Raw genomic sequence first — 18,474 nt, 5'->3', positions numbered from 1 at the left:
AGCACGTAGCGGCTGTCCACGGGCAAGGTCCGGCGACAGCACCGATGCGGTACGCCGCCCGCGAACGCGACCGTGGGGGAGTCAGCTACTCGAGAAGGGATTTCCCATGATTGCCGCCGCCACCATCTTGTTCGCCTTCCCGCTCGGATTCTTCCTGCGGAACCGGCTCGCCGCGTACGTCGCGTACATCGCGATCTTCGCCTACTGCTTCACATTCCAGACGCTCTACCTGCTGAGGTCGTGGGTCGGCGACAGTCACCAAGCCTTCCCGGCCGACCCTGACGCCTTGCCGTTCGGCTACCTCGGCGTCACCGCCGGGATCTATGCCGTCGGGTTCCTGCTCGTCACCATCGGTCACCGGGTCGGGGCCAAGCGGCGTACGCATGCCGTCGACCTCGACCCGGTGCAGTGATCAGGCCAGTTCGAGCGACGGGCGGGCCGGGACCTCGCCGTACGTCGTGGTGCGCTGCCGGGCCGGTCGCCCGGCAGCGGTCGCCATCGCGGTGAGCTCGGCGATCGACTTGCGGCTACCGTGCTTGGAGCCGGCCATCCGGCTGATGGTCTCCTCCATGAGCGTGCCGCCGATGTCGTTGACGCCGCCGTTCAGCACGGCGACACAGCCGTCGACACCGAGCTTCACCCACGAGCACTGGATGTTGTCGATCCGCCCGTGCAGCATGATCCGCGCCATCGCGTGCACCGCCCGGTTCTCGTCGTACGTCGGACCCGGGCGCGCGACTCCCGCCAGGTAGATCGGCGAGTTCTGGTGGATGAACGGCAGTAGGACGAACTCGGTGAAACCACCGGTCTGGTCCTGGACCGCGGCGATCGTGCGCAGGTGCTGGACCCAGTGGTGCGGCGCGTCGACGTGGCCGTACATCATCGTCGAGCTGGACGGCAGACCAACCTTGTGCGCGGTGCTGATCACCTCGATCCAGTTTGCCGTGGGCAACTTTCCCTTGGTGAGGATCCAGCGGACGTCGTCGTCGAGGATCTCGGCCGCGGTCCCCGGGATGCTGTCCAGGCCGGCCTCCTTCACCGAGATCAGGAACTCCTCGATCGACAGGCCGGTGCGGACCGAGCCGTTCACGATCTCCATCGGGGAGTACGCGTGGACGTGCATCTGCGGAACGCGATCCTTGACCGCGCGGACGAGGTCGGCGTACGCCGTACCGGGGAGGTCGGGGTGGATACCGCCCTGCATGCAGACCTCGGTGGCGCCGATGACCCAGGCTTCCTCGGCGCGCTGGCCGACCTCGTCCATCGACAGCGAGTAGGCGTCGGCGTCGGTGCGCCGCTGGGCGAACGCACAGAACCGGCAGCCGGTGTAGCAGACGTTGGTGAAGTTGATGTTCCGGTTCACCACGTAGGTGACGTCGTCCCCGACCGTTGCCTTCCGCAACTCATCGGCGATCCGCGCAAGCTGGTCGAGCGCCGGTCCGGTGACCGTCATCAGGGTGAGTGCCTGGGCGTCGGACAGCCCGGCCGGGTCCCGTTCAGCGGCGGCCAGCGCTGCCTTCACTTCCGCGGAGATCCGCTCGGGTGAGGCAGTTGCCGCCCCGGCCGTCGTTCCGACAGTTGCCGCTGCTTCTGCCGCGCGTCGCGCCGCGACGTCCTCTCGTAGTACGTCCCAGTCGCCGTAGGCGGCGTCGAAGTCCGAGCGGGTTTCGGTGCGACGGCCCTCGGTGTCGATCGCCGTGTGGAGGTCGGTTCGCCCGACGCTGTCCCAGCCGCCGTCCGGCTCCTGCCACGGCAGGCCGACGGGCTTTGCCTCTTCACGCGCCAGACCGGTCGCGGGATCGACCAGAGCCTCGACGTGGGAGATCAGGCGCGGGTCCAACCACGGTTCGCGCAGGTACTCCGGGTGCGCCGTCAGCCGCTCGTGCAGTACGAATCCCGCGTCGGCGGTGACCGTGGCGAGGTCGTCGATCTGGGGCCACGGACGCTCCGGGTTCACGTGGTCAGGCGTCAACGGCGAGACCCCACCGAAGTCGTCCACGCCGGCGTCGAGCAGCGCACGGCATTCGGCGAGGTCGACGAGGTTCGGCGGCGCCTGTACCCGTACCCGCGGCCCGAGCACGATCCGCGTGACCGCGATCGCGGCCAGCCACTCGTCCAGCGGTACGTCGGCGTCGTTGCGCATCGCGGTGTCCGGCTTCACCCGGAACCCCTGGATGATGACCTCCTGGATCCCGTTGTACTGCCGGGCAACCTTGCGCAGCGCGAAGATCGAGTCCGCCCGCTCGGGCAGTGTCTCGCCGATCCCTATCAGCAGCCCGGTCGTGAACGGCACGTTCGACCGCCCGGCATCCTCCAGCACCCGCAGCCGAATCGCGGGGTCCTTGTCCGGCGACCCGAAGTGCGGCTGGCCCTTCTCCTCGAACAGCCGGCGCGAGGTGGTCTCGAGCATCATCCCCATGCTCGGCGCGACCGGCTTCAACCGCTGCAGGTCCTGCCACGACATCACGCCCGGGTTCAGGTGGGGCAGCAGGCCGGTCTCCTCGAGGACCCGGATCGCCATCGCCCGTACGTAGTCGAGCGTGCTGTCGTACCCAGCCTCCTCCAGCCACTGCTTCGCTGCGTCCCACCGGTCCTCGGGCGCATCGCCCAGCGTGAACAGCGCCTCCTTGCAGCCCAGGGCCGCGCCCTGCCGCGCGATCTCCAGCACCTCGTCCGGCGAGAGGTACGGCGCGTGCACCCGGCCCGGCGTCGTCGCGAACGTGCAGTAGTGGCAGCGGTCCCGACAGAGGCGGGTGAGCGGGATGAAGACCTTCTTCGAGTACGTGACGACGCCGGGCCGGCCGGCGTCGGCCAGGCCCTGGTCGCGGACGCGGGCCGCGGTCGCCATCAGGGCGGTCAGCGCGTCGCCACTCGCGCCGAGCAGCACCTCCGCCTCCGCCGGGTCGAGGGTCTTGCCGTCGTCCGCACGCTTCAAGGCGCGCCGCATCGCAGTACTCAAATCGTTGGCCACGAAATCCGAGCCTAAGACGGGAAAACCGGTCGATCTCGCGATTCCGGGCACCAAAAACAATCCGTACAGACGTCCTGATAGTTTGCTGTTCGTGCAGGTCAGGAGGGTTGCGGACGGTCGGCGGCTGCGCGGTGAGCAGCGGCGGAGCGAGTTGCTGCGCGCGACCTTGACCGTCATCGAACGCGACGGAGTCGCAGGTGTCAGCCATCGCGCGGTGGCTGCCGCGGCCGATGTGTCGGTCGCTTCGATCACCTACCACTTCCCGACGCTGGACGATCTGCTCGTCGCGGCCCTCCGATCGGCCGCCGACGATCTCGCCGTCGAACTGCACGGACGGGGCAGCGAGCTCGGCGCGCGCCCGGCCGATGAGCTGGCGCGGTTGATCGAGCACAGCGTCGTACGGCGGCGTGGCCGGACGCTCGCGCTGTACGAGCTCTATCTGTACGCCGCGCGGCGGCCGGAGCTCCGCGAAACGGCTGGAGCGTGGTTGGAGCCGTTGACGGAGATCGCCCGTACGTTCACCGCGGATCCGCAGAAGGCGACCTTGCTGGTCGCTGCCCTGGACGGGTTGCTGATGCAGGCACTGATAGGTGCGCGTGAGATCGACCAGCAGGATGTCGCTGCGCTGGTGCAGGTGCTGAGGTAGCGCACGGGCTACCTGCGATCGGGTGCTGAGGCCAGAGTGCTGCTGCGGTCGGAGCAGGTTGGCTGGGCGCATGCTGAGGTTGTCTGTGGGAGCGCTGCGGACCAGGTGGCAGTTGTTCGCCGGCGCGGTGGTTGCGGTCGCATTAGGGGTCGGGCTGGTGCAGTCCGGGTTGCAGATGCTGGCTGCGACGGATCGGCCCGTGCTGCCGACCGGGCTGTCGGTGTACCAGCGCGCCCAGGTCCGGGAGGGGTACGTCGGCGCCGCGACCTTGCTGGGGATGTCGGTGATGCTGGCTGTCTTCCTGAGCGTGTTCATCGTCAGTACGACGTTCGGCTTCATGACTGTGCAGCGGCGGCGGGAGTTCGGGCTGCTGCGGCTCGTCGGGGCGCAGCGGGGCTATCTGTGTCTGATGGTGGTCACCGAGGCTGGACTGCTCGGGCTGGCGGGCAGTGTGGTCGGGCTGCCTCTCGGTGTGGTCGCTACATGGGCGCAGTCGTGGCTGCTCGTGCAGTTGGGGATGTTGCCGAGCTGGTTCGCGGCGCCGTGGGATCAGGGTGCGGTGTGGGCGGCGATGATCGTGGGCGTGAGTACGGCGCTGGCCGGCGTACTCGCGGCGGCCTGGCGGGCTTCACGGATCAGTGCGCTCGAGGCGGTCGTGGAGGGGTCGGCCGCACGGCGGGTGATGACGGGGTGGCGATGGTTCTGGGGGTTGTCGGCTGCGTTCGGCACGGTGGTGCTGGTGATCGCGGCACAGGCGGCGCGGGATCTCGTTGCCGGGTTGATGATCGGGCTGGTCGTAATGATCAGCGGGTCGGTCGCGCTGAGCCAGTTGAGTCCGGTCGTCGTACCGCTTGTCGGTCGTCTTCCCGCGATCGTTGTCCGTGGCAACTTGATCGCTGACCTGGCGCGGGCCGGCGTGTTGCACGCGGTACGGCGGAGCGCGGCGACCGCGGCGCCGTTGATCGTGCTCGTCGGACTGGTTGTGGGGCTGTGGGGGACGTTCGGCTCGCTGGCGAAGGCGGTCGGGGTGGAGCAGGAACGCCTGATCACGGCGGATGTCGTCGTCGATCATGCGGTTGCGCCGGGGCCGGGGATCGTGGCCGCGTCCGCGCAGACCGCCGTACCGATCGTTGTCACGCGGGGGAAGAATGCGGTGTACTCCGAGGCGATCGGGATCGACGCGGCGGCGTACCAGCAGACGCACAAGCTGCGGCCGCGGAAGGGTTCGCTGGATCGGTTGACCGGGCGGACGATCGCGATCGGGCCAGGGATGGCGGTGGAGGGTTACAAGCTCGGGTCGGTGCTCAAAGTTGCTCTTGGCAACAGACGGATCGCTGTGAAGGTTGTCGCGATCATGCCGGAGACGCTTGATGTCAGCGAGAACTTCTTCATCCCGCGGAGCCTGCTGCCTGCCGGTGGGCGCACCGAGACGCTGGTCAAGCTCGCCCCTGGTACGACGATGGTGGGTCAGACTGTTGAGGAGTGGGCGCAGGCGCGGGGCGAGGCGCAGCAGCGGAGCAACTCGGGGTTGTTCGCTGCGTTGATGGGGTTGGCGGGGATCTTCACGGCCGTCGCGGTGGTCAACGCAGTCGTGATGTCGACGGCTGATCGGCGGCGTGAGTTCACGTTGGGGCGGATGGCCGGGCTGACGCGTGGGCAGGTCGTTGCGATTGCGGTGGTGGAGTCCGCGACGGTCGTGGTGGTCGGCGTACTGCTCGGAGCTCTGGTTGCGGCCGCCGCGCTGGCTGGGATCGCGGCGGGGCCCTATGGCCTTGCTGCGTTGGCGATTCCTTGGCGGCTGCTCGGGTTGATCTTCGCGTCGGCGTTGGTCGTGGTCGGTACGGCGGCGGCGCTCACCGCTTGGCGTGCGACGTCTTGCCGGCTCCGCACATGCTGAGCATGACGAGGTGGTGGAACGGGCGGATCAGGTTGTAGTAGAACCGCCCGGCCGGTCGCAGGTACTGCACGAGGGTGACGACCTGGAACTTGGCCGGCCGCTGGTTGTCGGTGATGAATGCGAGGTAGCCGATCAGGTGGTTGTCGGAGACCTTCAGCAGCAGGTAGTGGTCCTCTTCACCGCGCAGGACCGTGAAGAACGCGTTCTTCTCGCCGGGCGTGAAGCTCACGGTCTCGGGGCGGATCCGTCGCGAGTCGGGCGCGACTGTCTTGAGACGCAGTACGGCCGCGACTGCGATCCTCATGGCGAACAATCCCTTGACCCACAACGGACTGTGGCCCAGCGCACCCGCGACGAACTCCCGGAGCGTCACGTCCCCGCTCGCCGTCTTCACGTCGATCTCGTCCGCGACCGGGATCAGGTCGTCGAGCTCATGCAGGGTGGTCGGCATCGTTCGCTCCCTCTAATCGATCAGGCGGAGAGTGAGGTTGTAGATCTCGCGCAGATCGGTGCGTTCGACCGGCGGCAACACCTGCTCGGCCCCGATGAGAATCAGATACAGCAACTGCGCGTACCGGTCCGGATCAACGTCGGCGCCGAGCCCACGACACAGCTCCTTCAGGTACGCCGTCCGCGCCTCGTCCACCCGCTCCTGCGCGGCCCGCACCTCGGGATCCTGCAAGGCCCACGCCCGCACGGCAATCTCCAACGCCGCACTATCCGGATCAGCCAGCACCAACCGCAACAAGTGCTCCAACTTCGCCCGCGGCTTCGCGTCCTCGGCGTCGATCGTGTCGATCAGCCGGGTCGTGTACTGCGCCTCGAAGTACTCCATGAGCGCCGCCTTGAAACCGCCGGCACTCCCGAAGTGGTGGTAGTAGGACCCCTTCGTCACCCCGAGCTGATCGGTCAACCGCTCGATCGTGATCGCCGGCGCCCCCTCGGTCGCCAACAACTCGAGCCCCGCATCCAACCACTCAGTCCGCGTAACCACCCCAAAAACATACCATACGGTTTGGTATGGTCCGCCAGTCGAGAGCCAAGGCGAGGACCCGCCGGAGAAGCGATCTCCGCCGGGTCAGGGGCTGGGGTCGTGAGTCCGGGTGGGGAGGGGGCGGGTCGGGCGGGGCCGGGTCGGGCGGGTTCGGGTTGGGGCGGGTTCGGGTTCGGGCGGGTTCGGGTTCGGGCGGGGTTGGGGGGTTGGGCGGGGTTGGGCGGGTTGGGGTTTGGGCGGGGTTGGGCGGGTCGGGGTTTGGGCGGGGTTGGGCGGGTCGGGTGTGGCAACGGGAGTGCGGGCCGGGAGCGGAGTCGGGGACGGCAACCGGCAAGCTCCGGCGAGCTCACGGCCGCCGGCAAGGACCTCGCCCACCAGTGTCACGACGCGGTCGTCGACCAGATCCAGGACCTCACCTCCGAGCTCCCCGCCGCCATCCGCACAACCCTCACCTCCGGGCTCCCCGCCGCTACCCGCACAACCCTCACCAAGGCCCTGCAGTCGATCCTCGCCCAATGACCTGCAAGTAGGCCGAGTCAGCCGGCGCCCGTATCCCTCGTACAACCGAGGGCTGCCACACGTAGTGGTGGGCTTGAACAGGCAATAACTTGTTCAAGCCCACCGCTACGTGTGTCGTCCCCCGCGAGTGTTACCGCCTGCCGCCGAGGTAGCGGCCGCGGCCGTAGACGAGGTGCTGCGTCACTTGCCGGCAAGCTCCGGCGGGTGAGTCTGGGGGCGGCGAATCGGCAAGCTCCGGCGGGTGAGTCTGGGGGCGGCGAATCGGCAAGCTCCGGCGGGTGAGTCTGGGGGCGGCGAGCCGGCAAGCTCCGGCGGGGCGGGCCGTTGGGGGTGGCTGGCTGCTCGCGGGTCAGGCGTCGGCGGTGGTGAGGGCTTCGGCTTCGGCCTTGGAGTGGGTGGTGGGGACGCGGAGGTGGGACAGGGGCTTCCAGCCGGTCGCCAGGACCCCGACCGCCAGGAGGACGGCGATCGCGCCGACGTAGAACGGGAGCTGGATGTTGAACTCCTCGCCGAGCTTCCCGGCCAGCCACGGGGCGACCGCGCCGCCGGAGAACCGGACGAAGGAGTACGCCGCGGACGCTGTGCCGCGCTCGACCGGAGCGGCCGACATGACGGCCTCGGTGATCAGCGTGTTGTTGATGCCCAGGAACAAACCGGCCACGACGACGCCGATTGCCAGCACCGCCTTGTGGTGGGCGAAGAGACCCATGACCGCGAGGTCCGCGCTGAAGAGGAGCAGCACAGTCATCGCGACCGGCAGTGTGCCGAACCGGCGCTGCAACCGCGGTGCCACGAACACCGACGTGAACGCGAGACACAGGCCCCAGCCGAAGAAGATCAGACCGATCTGCCGCGCCGACATGGCCAGCGGGAACGGGGTGAACGCAAGCAGTGTGAAGAAGCCGAAGTTGTACAGCAGGGCGGTGATCGCCACGGTCGCCAGCGACCGGTGCCGCAGTGCCTTCAGCGGCTCGACGATCGACGTACGGCGGGCTTCCGGCGGCGAGGCGGGCAGGAGGAACGCGGTCGCGGCCAGCGCGATCGTCATCAGTACGGCGACGCCGAAGAACGGGCCGCGCCACGAGATCGTGCCGAGCTCACCGCCGACGAGCGGTCCGGCCGCGATGCCGACGCCGAGGGCGGCCTCGTAGAGGATGATCGCCTCGGCGACCGAGCCGGCTGCCGAGTTCACGATCGTGGCGAGGGCGGTCGCGATGAACAACGCGTTGCCGAGGCCCCAGCCGGCCCGGAAGGCGACGATCATGCCGATGCTGTTGGACATGCCGGCCAATGCGCTGAAGACGACGATGATGGCCAGGCCGATCAGCAGGGTGCGCTTGGCGCCGATCCGGCTCGAGACCGCGCCGGTGATCAGCATCGCGACACCGATGACCGCCATGTAGCTGGTGAACAGCAGCGAGACCTGGGACGGGCTCGCGTGCAACTGCTCGGCGATCGGCTTGAGGATCGGGTCCACCAGGCCGATGCCCATGAATGCGATCACACAGGCGAACGCGACCGCCCAGACGGACTTGGGCTGCTTCAGGAACGATGAGTTGCTCACCGGGGCGTGTCCTCCAGAGGTTCGAGGGTGAGGAGTTTGTGGATGACGGCGACCGCGGCCTCCAGGGTGGTGAGGTCCGTCGCGGAGAGTTGGTGAAGCCGGGAGGCCAGGGCGACGCCGGCTTGCCGCCGGGCGCTGTTCAGTTCGGCGAGGCCGGCGTCGGTGAGGCTGATCAGGCTGGCGCGGGAGTCGGCCGGGTCGGCCGCACGGCGGACCCAACCCTGCTCTTCCAGGCGTTGGACGAGGTTGGACATCGTCGGCTGGGAACACCGGTCGGCCTTGGCCAGCTCACTGATCCGGGCCTGTCCCAGCTCGTCCAGCCGCCCGAGAACGCGCATCGCGGCGTGCGGCAGCGTGTTCACGTCGCGGGTCGCCATCCGGCTCAACCGTGACGACGCGACGACGACATCCTCGCCGAGCCGAGTCAGCTCCGTAGCAATCACACCTCCAAATATACATAGGAATGCTATGTATATCCACCGAAGTGAACCAGATCACTTGTCCGGGGCGGCACTGCAGGCGGTGCATACTGGAAGGGGGAGAACATGCCGATCGGAAAACCTGAGGGAGCTCTCCGGCTCGATGCCGAGACGGCGATCATCCTGCGTGAGGCGTTCCACAAGATCGAGGCGCTGGATCGCGCCGACCATCATGGGTTGTACGACTATGTCCGCGGCGTTGCGTGCAAGCTCGCCCGCGTCGACACGTTCTATGTCGGATTCCTGCAGGGCTCGAACCGGGTGCGCTATCCGTACGGCTACGACGGCGGCAAGTTCGACGATCCGGCGACGCATACCTACGGACCGAACGGTCAGACGGCCTGGCTGCTCAAGCATCGCCAGACTTACCGCTTCGCGTACGACGACGGCGCCGTGCTCAATGCCGGCGTACCGTGCGGTGACACCGGCAAGCAGTCGGCCGATGCCGTCACGGTGCCGCTCTTCCGGCCCGGGGGCCAGCTGCACGGGATGATCTCGATGCAGAGCTACGAGCCGGACAGCTACGACGACAACGCGGTTCGCGCGTTCGAGTGGCTCGCCGAGATGGTCGCCCGGGTGCTGAACCGCGAGGTCGAAGACCGCGATGCCCTGCGCCTGCTGCCGGCCGGCGACGACACTCCCGACGTACTCACCTCCGACCATGTCATGGAGTACCTCTCGAACCGGATCGCCTCGTTGCGTACGACGGCGGCCGAAGCGCTCGAAGCCGGCGAGATGGCCGAAGCCGTCAGGGTCCACCTCGAAGCCCTGATCCGGTCCGCCGAGCAGACCCAGTCCGAACTGATCGAGATGATGCTGGACGTCGACGAAGGCCCGGAGCGCCGCTTCACCGCCCTCACCCCCGCGCAGCAGGGCGTGGCGTTACTGCTGGTCGAGGGCTACGACAACGACCAGCTCGCCACCGAGCTCGGGATCAGCCTCAACACCGTGAAATCCCATCTCAGCACGATCCTGCGCAAGTACGAGCTGGACAGCCGCGCGCAGGTCGCCGACGACGTACGGCGGTATCTGGCCCGCTAGGCCGCGGTGAGGGTGTGGCCGGGGATGGCGGCGATCAGCTGCTTGGTGTATTCCTCGCGCGGGGACCGGAAGATCGTGTCCGGGTCGCCGGACTCGACGACCTGTCCGGCGCTCATCACGTAGACGTGGTGGGACACCAGTCGTACGACGGCCAGGTCGTGGCTGATGAACAGGTACGAGAGTCCGAGCTCGTCCTGCAGCGAGACCATCAGGTCCAGGATCTGTTCCTGGACGAGCACGTCCAGCGCGCTGACCGCCTCGTCCATGACGACCAGCTCCGGGTTCAACGCGAGAGCGCGCGCAATCGCGACGCGTTGCCGCTGACCGCCCGACAGTTCGTGCGGGTAGCGGTCGGCGAAAGAGGCCGGCAGGGCAACCTGGTCCAGCAGGTCGGTCACTGCTTTCCGACGAGTAGCGGCGTCGCCGATCTTGTGCACGCGCAAGGGCTCGGCAACGACCTGTCCGATGGTGTACCGCGGATCGAGCGAGCCGTACGGGTTCTGGAACACCGGCTGGACGGAACGGCGGAACGCCATCAGCTCCTTGCCCCGCAGAGCCGAGACGTCGGTTCCGCGGTAGCGAACGGTGCCGCCGTCGGCATCCTCGAGCCGCAGCGCGAGGCGCGCGGTCGTGGACTTGCCGGAGCCGGACTCACCGACGATCGCGACGGTCTGTCCACGCGGGATGACCAGGTCGACGTTGTCGACGGCAACGAACGGGTCATGGCGGCCACGGATGCGGTACTTCTTGACGGCGCCGGTCAGCTCCAACAGGTTCTCCCGCTCTGCCTCACCGGCGGCAGGACGTACCGAAGCGACCTTCGCACTGGCCATGCCCGGCGCGGCGGCGAGCAAGCGGCGGGTGTACTCGTGCTGCGGATCCGCGATGAGTTCGGCGGCCGGACCGGTCTCGACGATCTCGCCGCGATACATGACCGCGACCCGATCGGCGCGCTCCGCGGCCAGCGCGAGGTCGTGCGTGATCAGCAGTACTGCGGCGCCGAGCTCGGAGGCGAGCTGCCCCATCTGATCCAGGACGAGGCGCTGCACGGTCACGTCGAGCGCTGAGGTCGGCTCGTCGGCCAGCAGTACTTCGGGCCGGCACGCGAGCGCCATCGCGATCAGCACCCGCTGGCGCATGCCGCCGGAGAACTCATGCGGGTACTGGTTGAAGCGCGCCTCGGCATCGCTGATGCCCGCCTCTCCGAGCAGCCGGATGGCTTCGGTGCGAGCGGCCTGCCCTTTGGCCAACCCGTGGACCTCGAGTGCCTCGACGATCTGCGCCCCGATCTTCATCACCGGGTTCAGGTTCGTCATCGGGTCCTGCGGGACCAGACCGATGCGGTTACCGCGAATGGCGGTCATACGCTTCTCGCTCGCGGCGGTGAGGTCCAGATCGTCGAGCATGATCGTGCCGCCGGAGATCCGGCCGTTGTCGGCCAGCAACCGGTTCACACACGCGACCAGGGTGGACTTGCCGGAGCCGGACTCCCCGACGATCGCGAGCGTCTCACCAGCGGCGACGTCGAGGCTGACGTTGCGGACGGCTTCCACCTCGCCGCGCGAGGTGCTGAAGGTGACCGACAGGTCGCGCACCTTCAGAACCAGCTCGCGAGCCGGTGCGGGGCTGATGGTCATCGTTCCTCACTCGCGGTCGCGGACTGATCGAGCAGTTGTACGGCGCCGTCCAGCAGGCAGGCGTTGATCTCGGCGCCGGTGACCAGGCGATCCGTGGGGACTGCTGATCCCAGCGGGCCGAGGGTGCCGTAGAGACGCATGGCACCACCGGCGATCACGACGGGACGCTCGACCCCGAGGGCGAAGAAGGTCCCGGTGAATCCGCCGTGGTGGAGCAACGTCAGCGGTCCTTGAGTAGTCCGGCGAAATCCGACCGCCTGATCAGGCTGAATAGTCGTCGGTCGTGCGAATCGCTCCAACACTTCACGACCGAACAGCTCTCCACTCTGCAGGGCGGCACCCAGACGCAGGAGATCGTCGACAGTACTGAAGAGACCGGCGTGACCGGCGACGCCACCCAGCGCATGGGCGGCGTTGCCGTCGTTGACCTCACCGCGGAGGACTCGGTGGCGCCAACCGTCAAACGATTCAGTGGTGAAGGGAACCGCGTACGGCCGGCCGGTCGCGATCATCTGGAACTCGTAGGCGTCGCTGTCTGCGCTGGTGACGGCTTGCCCGGCGGGGATCGAGCCATAGGAAGCGGTCAGAGCCAGCGGCTCGGCGACCAACTTCTGGAAGGCTTCCGCCTGGTTGAGCGTCGTGATGCGTTCGATGACAAGTCCGGCCAGGATCAGTCCGAGGTCGGAGTACCTCCACGTGGTGCCGGCCGCGGCGGCGAGCGGGATTGCCTGCGCACGGTGCAGGGCAGCGTCGCGGTCGCCCGGTTCGCAGTACAGCGGCCACCAAGGTTGTAGCCCGGCTGTGTGCGTCAGCAACTGTTCGACGGTCGCCTCGCCTATGAAGTGGGGGAGATACCGCCGGGCCGGTGCGTCGAGGTCCAGTTGACCTTCCGCGACCAAACACATGGCGAGCGTGGTCGTCGAGGCAACCTTTGTGACGGAGGCAAGGTCGAGGGCGAGCCCGCGAGTCATCGGGACACCGGCGGCGCCGGGACCCGGAAGCACCGCCCAGCCTTCGGCCTCCACCTGGCTCTTCGAGCCGATCCGTACTCCGACGATCGCGCTGGCCGACCGATGGCGCTCGTCGCCGAGACCGAGCAGCCGGTCGACGACGTCGCCGAGTGCGGTCATCGACGGCCCCCGGTCCTGGGGTCGAGGGCGGCGCGGAGGCTGTCACCGAGCAGGTTGAGACCGATGACTGCCACGATCAGCGCGATGCCCGGGAACAGCAGCATCCACGGCGCAACGCTGGACAGCGTCTGGGCGTCGTACACCATCCCACCCAGCGACGCGGCCGGCGGCGGCGTACCGAAGCCGAGGAAGCTCAGCGAGGCCTCGGTCAGGATCGCCCAGGACAGCGACAGGGTGATCTGGACGACCAGGATGCCGCGCATGTTGGGCAGGACGTGCTCGAACAGCGTCGAGAACCGGCTGCGGCCGATCGCGGTCGAGGCCAGCACGTAGTCGGCGGAGCGCAACGTCAGTACGGGCCCGCGCGCGACGCGGGCGAAGATCGGCAGGTAGACGATGGCGATCGAGAGGCTGACCGTCAACCAGTTGCGCTTCAGCGTCGCGGCCAGGGCGAGCGCCAGCAACAGCGACGGGAAGGCGAAAAGCACGTTGGTGACGACGCCGACGATGCGGTCGACGATTCCCTGGTAGTAGCCGCCGAGAACGCCGAGCACAGTTCCGGAGATGGCGGCCGCGGCCACCGAGACGATTGCTATCCGCAACGAATTCGCCAGTCCGGAGGAGACCCGCGAGAAGATGTCCCGGCCGAACTGGTCGGTGCCGAACAGGTGGCCCGAGCCGGGAGACTTGAGCGAGTCTGCGACGTTCTGGTGCGCCGGGTCGTACGGCGTGAGGCCGAACAGCGACAGCAATGCGACGACGAGCACGATCAGCATCAGGATCACGCCGACGACGCCTGCCGGGGTCCGGAACGCCGACAGCCACGCGCGCGTGCGCCGCGTCGCGTCGATCGGGACGTCGGGAACGTTGTTCAGCTCGGTCGCCGCGCTCATCGGACCCGCGCCTTCGGGTCGACGACGCGGTAGACGAGGTCGGTGAGCAGGTTCACCAGCACGAACATCGTGGCGATGATCAGCACGGTGCTCTGCACGACGGCGTACTCCTTCTGGGTGAGGCCGAGCAGGACCTGCCGGCCGATCCCCGGGATAGCGAAGATCTGCTCGGCAACCAGGGCGCCGCCCAGCAGGAAGCCGAACTGCAGGCCGGTCATCGTCGCCACCGGGATCAGGGCGTTGCGCAGAATGTGCCTGGTTTGCAGGCGTCGTGCGGGCACGCCCTTGGCCCGGGCCGTGCGGACGTAGTCCTCGGCGCGGATGGCCAGGATCGCTGTCCGCGTGGTCTGCAGGACGGGCGGAGCGATGCTGATGCCGAGCACCAGGACCGGCAGGATCATCTGCTGCAGGTTCAGGCCGGGGTCCTGGACGAGTGTGCGGAATCCCTCGCCGTTGGGGTACCAGCCGAAGTTGTTGGCCAGCCAGCTGGCCAGGACGGTGGCCAGCAGGAACGACGGAACGGACAACGCCAGCAGACTGCTCAACTGCGTGAGGTTGTCCCGGGTCTTGCCCGGACGGCTCGCGGCGAGCACGCCCAGCGGCACACCCAGGAGGAGACCGACCAGGATCGACAGCACGGCCAGTTCGAGGGTGTTCGGCAACGCCTGCGCGGTCAGCTGCGCCACGCTGACGTGCGAGGTGGTGGAGACGCCGAGGTTGCCGGTCAGGACCCCGCGAAGCCAGTCGAAGTACTGGACCGGCAGCGACTTGTCGAGGCCGTAGTACGCCTCGAGGGACCGGACCTGCTCCGGCGACAGCTCACCGGCAGCTGTTCCGTACGACGCGGTGATCTGGTTGCCGGGGACAACGCGGAGGAGCACGAACGTCAGTACGGACACACCCACGAGCGTCAGGACGGCCTCACCGACCCGTCGGGTAATGGGGTGACGGAGGTACATCATCAGGACAGCGAGGCTTTCCAGAGCGTCGACAGGCTCGCGTCGCTGCGCGCCTCGAAGTTCTTGACCTTGGTGTTGACCGCGATGAATTCCTTCGGCGTGAACAACCAGACCCACGCCGCGTTGTTCACCAGCTGCTCGGACAGCTCCTTATAGATCGCCTGCCGCTTGGCCGTGTCGGTGGTGGCGATGCCTTCGGCGAACAACTTGTCGAGCTCCGGCGAGCTGTAGCCGGCCACCTTGTTGTAGCTGCCGGTGGATGTGAAGTACCGGGCGTACATGGTGTTCGGGTCGGCGCTGCCGCCGTTCTGCGCGATGGCGGCCTCGAAGTCTCCCGCGAGCCACTTCTGTACATAGGTGTTCGAGTCCAGCGTCTGAACGTTGACCTTGATGCCGACCTTGCCGAGCTGGGCCTGGACGTTCTGGGCCTCGTTCACCGCGGTCGAGTACAGGCCCTGCGACGTGATCAGGTTGAGGGCGAATCCGCCGGGCTTGCCCGCCTTGGCCAGGTAGTCCTTCGCCTTCGCGAGATCCTGCGTCGCGCACGGCTGGGCATTCGGGTCGGACTTGAACTCGGGGGAGGTGATCGGGCCGGTGACGTCGCCCGCACCGAGCGCGGCGGAGTCGACCACCTCCTTGCGGGCGATCGCGCACTGGATCGCCAGCCGGGCGTTGACGTTGGCCAGCACCGGAGCCGCCGCCCGGAGCTGCAACACGTGGTACTGCAGCGAGGAGACGGTGTCGACCTTGACCTTGTCCGACGTCGCGGTCTTGGCCGTCACGGGGTTGTCGAAGACCGCCACATCGACCGATCCGGTCTTCAGCGCCGAGACCATCGACTGGTCGTCGGGGATGATGCGGAACTCCAGCTTGGCCGCGCCGGGCTTGCCGCCGGAGAAGTCCGGATTGCGCTGCAGCGTGATCGACTCGTTCGGCGTACGGCCGACGAACTGGTAGGGGCCGGAGCCGACCGGCTTCGTCTCCAAGCTGTCGACCGGGACGTCCGACGGGACGATGCCGGTGTTGACCCCGGTCAGCCCGACGGGGAACGACGCGTCCGGCTTCTTCAGCTTCACCACGACCGTGTTGGGGTCCGGCGCCTGGACACTGGCGACCGAGGCGAAGTACGACCTCGAGCTGGCCTTGGAGTCAGGGTCCATGATCTTGTCGAAGGTGTACTTGACGTCGGTGGCGTCGAGCGCGGAGCCGTTGGTGAACTTCAGGCCCTTCTTCAGGGCGAAGGTGTACGTCATGCCGTCGGCGGAGATCTTCGGGAGCTCCGCCAGGCCGGCGACCGGATTGTGGTCCGCGTCGGTGTCCAGAAGGGTCGAGTAGACCTGCGAGAGCACCTGGATCGACTGCTCGGAGGTGCTGGTCCACGGGACCATCTGGGTCGGGTCCGCGGTGATGCCGAAGACCAACGTGGAGTCGGAGCCGGCCGACCCGGAGCCCTGGGACGCGTTGCCTGAGCACCCTGCGAGCAGCAGGGTGGCGGTGGCAACCGCGGCGCCGGCACTGAGCGCGCGACTGCCGGTGCGGCTGACCTTGTACACAGGATCCTCCTCGGCATTGGGTGGGTCGACCCTAAGTCAATTTCTTACCAGACTCGAACTCCAATTGGCGATCAACTCACCACGGGTGTGCCGGTGCTGGTCCGGAAGAGGCGCTTGGGGATCGGGCCGCGGTGCAGGATGTGCGGGATGTCGGCCCAGGGATACAGCGGCTCGGTTGCGTTCAGGTTGCGGAGGCGGTGGAGCGCCTTCTCCGACGGAGTGGAGAGCGCGGCGGCGGCGTCGGCGGAGTACGGGATGAAGTCCTCGGGCGGTTGCGGGCGCTGCGCGGGATCGTGGCGTTTGAGCAGGATGCACGTCCTGGCCGGGTCGAGGAGCTCGGCGTCGAGCGTCCAGTACTTGATCACGGCGGGGCCGATCCGGCCGGACTCGTGCAGTGCTTCGAAGATCGGGGCCGGGTGGACCGGTGACAGGAAGACGACGTCGGCCCAGGTGCAGTCGAGGGGATAGACCGGGGCGCTCGCGCGCTGCGGGCGGTCGGCGTACTTCGCGAAGTGGCGTTCGTAGAGGTCGGGGTAGTGCACGCGCAGGTCGTTCAGGGGCAGGATGTCGTCACCGCGGATTTCGCCGGCGGCTTTGTAGAGAAGAGTCGTCATACGAAAGAGCCTCCGCACACGGGAACCGTGTCGGAGGCTTCCTATTAATTATAAGGGATTCCCGATGGTCAGAGCCATCCTTGGCAGCACGGTGTTCTTCTTCGCGGCGCCGTGTGTGGTGGGCGGCGTGCTGCCGTGGTGGATCAGCGGCTGGGCGGCGCCGAGGTTCTGGCCCGGCTTCGTGATCGTGGCCGCGGGTGCGTTCGTCGTACTGCGAGCCTTCGTCCGCTTCGTCCGGGAAGGCCGCGGTACGCCGGCGCCGGTCGCGCCGACGGAGGAACTCGTGGTCGGCGGCGACTACCGCTTCGTCCGCAACCCGATGTACGTCGGCGTGGTCACCGCGATCCTCGGGCAGGCTCTCCTGTTCCTCGACTGGCGGGTCCTCGGGTACGGCGTGATCGCGTGGGCCGTGATGGCCGCTTTCGTGAAGGCTTACGAGGAGCCAGTGCTACAGCAGCGCTACGGCGTGCAGTACACGGAGTACCGCCGAAAAGTACCGGCGTGGATCCCGGTTGCGGATACGTTGAACCGCATGGACAAGCGCTTCCTCGGCCGGACCGGCCTCGAGGTCACCGAGTTGTGCCTCGGCACCATGACGTTCGGCAGTGAGACCGACGAACCCACCGCCCACCGGATCCTGGACGAGTACGTCGCCGCCGGCGGCACGATGATCGACACCGCCGACACGTACTCGGCCGGCTCCTCCGAGGAGATCATCGGTAGCTGGCTCAAGAACCGGAATCGCGACGACCTGGTGATCGCCACCAAGGTGTACGGCGAAGCCGGGCCGGGCCAGCCCGTTCGTGGTGCCGGGCGGAAGCACATCCTGGCGGGTGTCGAGGACAGTCTGAGGAGGCTGCAGACCGACTTCATCGACCTGTACCAGATCCATGTCTTCGACGACGCGACCCCGCTCGAGGAGACGCTGAGCACCCTCGACGCTCTCGTGACGAGCGGGAAGGTCCGCTTCATCGGAGCGAGCAACCTGACCGGATGGCAGCTGCAGAAGGCGATCGACCTGTCCCGCGGGCACGGTTGGGAGCCGTACGTCTGCCTGCAGCCGCTCTACAACCTCCTCGACCGCGACGCCGAGCTCGACCTGATCCCGGTCTGCCTCGCCGAGGGCGCCGGCGTGATCGCTTGGAGCCCGTTGGCTGGCGGCTGGCTGTCCGGGAAGTACAGCAAGGACGCCGGCGGTCCGCCTGAGGGCAGCCGCGGCAACCAGGCCGACTGGGACGCCCACGACAACGACCGGACCTGGCGCGTCCTCGACGCGGTGCGCGCCGTGGCCGACGAAGTACGCCGTACTCCGGCTCAGGTCGCCCTGCGCTGGGTCGTGCAACGGCCGGGGCTGACCGCGCCGATCATCGGCGCGCGCACTCCGGAGCAGCTCGCCGACAACCTCGGCGCAACCGGCTGGGCACTCACCGACGACCAGATGGACCGGCTGACCGAAGCCGCGGACCGCCCGCTCCCGTACCCGCACAACATCCTGCGGCTCCCGCAGTTCGTCCGCCGCCAGGGCTGATACTTGCAGGCCTGCAAAGTTGCAGGATTAATAGTTTGCACTGGCTGCA

At 67.8% G+C, this 18,474-nt stretch carries 17 protein-coding genes; 6 read left to right on the top strand and 11 right to left on the bottom strand.

Going from position 1 to position 18,474, the window contains the following annotated elements; all coding sequences use genetic code 11:
• Positions 1 to 106 precede the first annotated feature (106 nt).
• Positions 107 to 412, top strand: coding sequence for a hypothetical protein (locus tag EV653_RS35585; protein WP_134109934.1), 306 nt, complete (start codon positions 107 to 109; stop codon positions 410 to 412).
• Here the strand turns inward: EV653_RS35585 and EV653_RS35580 are convergent, their stop codons facing one another.
• Positions 413 to 2,947 carry a bifunctional FO biosynthesis protein CofGH gene (locus tag EV653_RS35580; RefSeq protein WP_134110974.1) on the bottom strand — a complete coding sequence of 845 codons (2,535 nt, stop codon included), beginning with the start codon at positions 2,945 to 2,947 and terminating at the stop codon, positions 413 to 415.
• Positions 2,948 to 3,062: 115 nt separating this feature from the next.
• Here EV653_RS35580 and EV653_RS35575 point away from each other — a divergent pair, with 115 nt between their 5' ends.
• Both EV653_RS35575 and EV653_RS35570 read left to right on the top strand, forming a co-directional pair.
• Positions 3,063 to 3,617 carry a TetR/AcrR family transcriptional regulator gene (locus EV653_RS35575; RefSeq protein WP_238160672.1) on the top strand — a complete coding sequence of 185 codons (555 nt, stop codon included), beginning with the start codon at positions 3,063 to 3,065 and terminating at the stop codon, positions 3,615 to 3,617.
• 70 nt (positions 3,618 to 3,687) lie between these two features.
• The gene (locus tag EV653_RS35570) at positions 3,688 to 5,514 is read left to right on the top strand and encodes an ABC transporter permease (protein WP_238160671.1); all 1,827 of its coding nucleotides are present in this window, start codon (positions 3,688 to 3,690) and stop codon (positions 5,512 to 5,514) included.
• On the opposite strand, the gene EV653_RS35565 is transcribed toward EV653_RS35570, so the two are convergent.
• Together EV653_RS35565 and EV653_RS35560 are read right to left on the bottom strand one after the other, a co-directional pair.
• Positions 5,471 to 5,965: a DUF2867 domain-containing protein gene (locus tag EV653_RS35565; RefSeq protein ID WP_134109926.1), complete on the bottom strand. Its 495-nt coding sequence runs from the start codon at positions 5,963 to 5,965 to the stop codon at positions 5,471 to 5,473. The two genes, EV653_RS35570 and EV653_RS35565, sit on opposite strands and share 44 nt — an antisense overlap.
• Before the next feature lie 12 nt (positions 5,966 to 5,977).
• Positions 5,978 to 6,508, bottom strand: coding sequence for a TetR/AcrR family transcriptional regulator (locus EV653_RS35560; RefSeq protein ID WP_134109922.1), 531 nt, complete (start codon positions 6,506 to 6,508; stop codon positions 5,978 to 5,980).
• 258 nt (positions 6,509 to 6,766) lie between these two features.
• Between EV653_RS35560 and EV653_RS35555 the strand changes: the two genes are divergently transcribed.
• Positions 6,767 to 7,027, top strand: coding sequence for a hypothetical protein (locus EV653_RS35555; protein WP_134109918.1), 261 nt, complete (start codon positions 6,767 to 6,769; stop codon positions 7,025 to 7,027).
• Between the two features lie 349 nt (positions 7,028 to 7,376).
• Here the strand turns inward: EV653_RS35555 and EV653_RS35550 are convergent, their stop codons facing one another.
• The gene (locus EV653_RS35550; RefSeq protein WP_238160670.1) at positions 7,377 to 8,591 is read right to left on the bottom strand and encodes an MFS transporter; all 1,215 of its coding nucleotides are present in this window, start codon (positions 8,589 to 8,591) and stop codon (positions 7,377 to 7,379) included.
• Positions 8,588 to 9,034, bottom strand: coding sequence for a MarR family winged helix-turn-helix transcriptional regulator (locus EV653_RS35545; protein WP_134109914.1), 447 nt, complete (start codon positions 9,032 to 9,034; stop codon positions 8,588 to 8,590). Before EV653_RS35545 ends, EV653_RS35550 begins: the two co-directional genes overlap by 4 nt.
• Positions 9,035 to 9,136: 102 nt before the next feature.
• Between EV653_RS35545 and EV653_RS35540 the strand changes: the two genes are divergently transcribed.
• Positions 9,137 to 10,111 (top strand): LuxR C-terminal-related transcriptional regulator, encoded by a 975-nt coding sequence (locus EV653_RS35540; RefSeq protein ID WP_134109909.1) that lies wholly within the window; start codon positions 9,137 to 9,139, stop codon positions 10,109 to 10,111.
• On the opposite strand, the gene EV653_RS35535 is transcribed toward EV653_RS35540, so the two are convergent.
• The 6 genes from EV653_RS35535 to EV653_RS35510 form a co-directional block, all read right to left on the bottom strand.
• On the bottom strand, positions 10,108 to 11,748 hold the full coding sequence (locus tag EV653_RS35535; RefSeq protein ID WP_134109906.1) for an ABC transporter ATP-binding protein: 1,641 nt from the start codon (positions 11,746 to 11,748) through the stop codon (positions 10,108 to 10,110). The two genes, EV653_RS35540 and EV653_RS35535, sit on opposite strands and share 4 nt — an antisense overlap.
• Positions 11,745 to 12,878, bottom strand: a complete 1,134-nt coding sequence (locus EV653_RS35530; RefSeq protein ID WP_134109903.1) for a serine hydrolase domain-containing protein — start codon at positions 12,876 to 12,878, stop codon at positions 11,745 to 11,747. Before EV653_RS35530 ends, EV653_RS35535 begins: the two co-directional genes overlap by 4 nt.
• Entirely contained in the window at positions 12,875 to 13,771 is an 897-nt protein-coding gene (locus EV653_RS35525) for an ABC transporter permease (protein WP_202871985.1), read from the bottom strand. The genes EV653_RS35530 and EV653_RS35525 overlap by 4 nt, the downstream gene beginning before the upstream one ends.
• Positions 13,768 to 14,730, bottom strand: coding sequence for an ABC transporter permease (locus EV653_RS35520; protein WP_255511223.1), 963 nt, complete (start codon positions 14,728 to 14,730; stop codon positions 13,768 to 13,770). The genes EV653_RS35525 and EV653_RS35520 overlap by 4 nt, the downstream gene beginning before the upstream one ends.
• A gap of 2 nt (positions 14,731 to 14,732) precedes the next feature.
• Positions 14,733 to 16,283, bottom strand: coding sequence for an ABC transporter substrate-binding protein (locus EV653_RS35515; protein WP_202871983.1), 1,551 nt, complete (start codon positions 16,281 to 16,283; stop codon positions 14,733 to 14,735).
• A 71-nt stretch (positions 16,284 to 16,354) separates the two neighbouring features.
• Entirely contained in the window at positions 16,355 to 16,897 is a 543-nt protein-coding gene (locus tag EV653_RS35510) for a hypothetical protein (RefSeq protein WP_134109896.1), read from the bottom strand.
• A gap of 64 nt (positions 16,898 to 16,961) precedes the next feature.
• On the opposite strand from EV653_RS35510, the gene EV653_RS35505 reads away from it, so the two are divergent.
• On the top strand, positions 16,962 to 18,425 hold the full coding sequence (locus tag EV653_RS35505) for an aldo/keto reductase (protein WP_134109894.1): 1,464 nt from the start codon (positions 16,962 to 16,964) through the stop codon (positions 18,423 to 18,425).
• The last annotated feature ends 49 nt before the right edge of the window (positions 18,426 to 18,474 follow it).

Origin of the sequence: Kribbella pratensis (genome assembly GCF_004365355.1) — a bacterium.
Classification (GTDB): domain Bacteria; phylum Actinomycetota; class Actinomycetes; order Propionibacteriales; family Kribbellaceae; genus Kribbella.
The sequence above is the reverse complement of the archived record's forward strand: the minus strand, read 5'-3'. Positions and strand labels throughout refer to the sequence as shown.

Excerpts from the sequence above, each read along its gene's own strand:
- EV653_RS35585 (WP_134109934.1), top strand. The coding sequence starts at position 107 with ATGATTGCCGCCGCCACCATCTTGTTCGCCTTCCCGCTCGGATTCTTC.
- EV653_RS35580 (WP_134110974.1), bottom strand. The coding sequence starts at position 2,947 with ATGCGGCGCGCCTTGAAGCGTGCGGACGACGGCAAGACCCTCGACCCG.
- EV653_RS35570 (WP_238160671.1), top strand. The coding sequence starts at position 3,688 with ATGCTGAGGTTGTCTGTGGGAGCGCTGCGGACCAGGTGGCAGTTGTTC.
- EV653_RS35565 (WP_134109926.1), bottom strand. The coding sequence starts at position 5,965 with ATGCCGACCACCCTGCATGAGCTCGACGACCTGATCCCGGTCGCGGAC.
- EV653_RS35540 (WP_134109909.1), top strand. The coding sequence starts at position 9,137 with ATGCCGATCGGAAAACCTGAGGGAGCTCTCCGGCTCGATGCCGAGACG.
- EV653_RS35535 (WP_134109906.1), bottom strand. The coding sequence starts at position 11,748 with ATGACCATCAGCCCCGCACCGGCTCGCGAGCTGGTTCTGAAGGTGCGC.
- EV653_RS35530 (WP_134109903.1), bottom strand. The coding sequence starts at position 12,878 with ATGACCGCACTCGGCGACGTCGTCGACCGGCTGCTCGGTCTCGGCGAC.
- EV653_RS35525 (WP_202871985.1), bottom strand. The coding sequence starts at position 13,771 with ATGAGCGCGGCGACCGAGCTGAACAACGTTCCCGACGTCCCGATCGAC.
- EV653_RS35520 (WP_255511223.1), bottom strand. The coding sequence starts at position 14,730 with ATGTACCTCCGTCACCCCATTACCCGACGGGTCGGTGAGGCCGTCCTG.
- EV653_RS35510 (WP_134109896.1), bottom strand. The coding sequence starts at position 16,897 with ATGACGACTCTTCTCTACAAAGCCGCCGGCGAAATCCGCGGTGACGAC.
- EV653_RS35505 (WP_134109894.1), top strand. The coding sequence starts at position 16,962 with ATGGTCAGAGCCATCCTTGGCAGCACGGTGTTCTTCTTCGCGGCGCCG.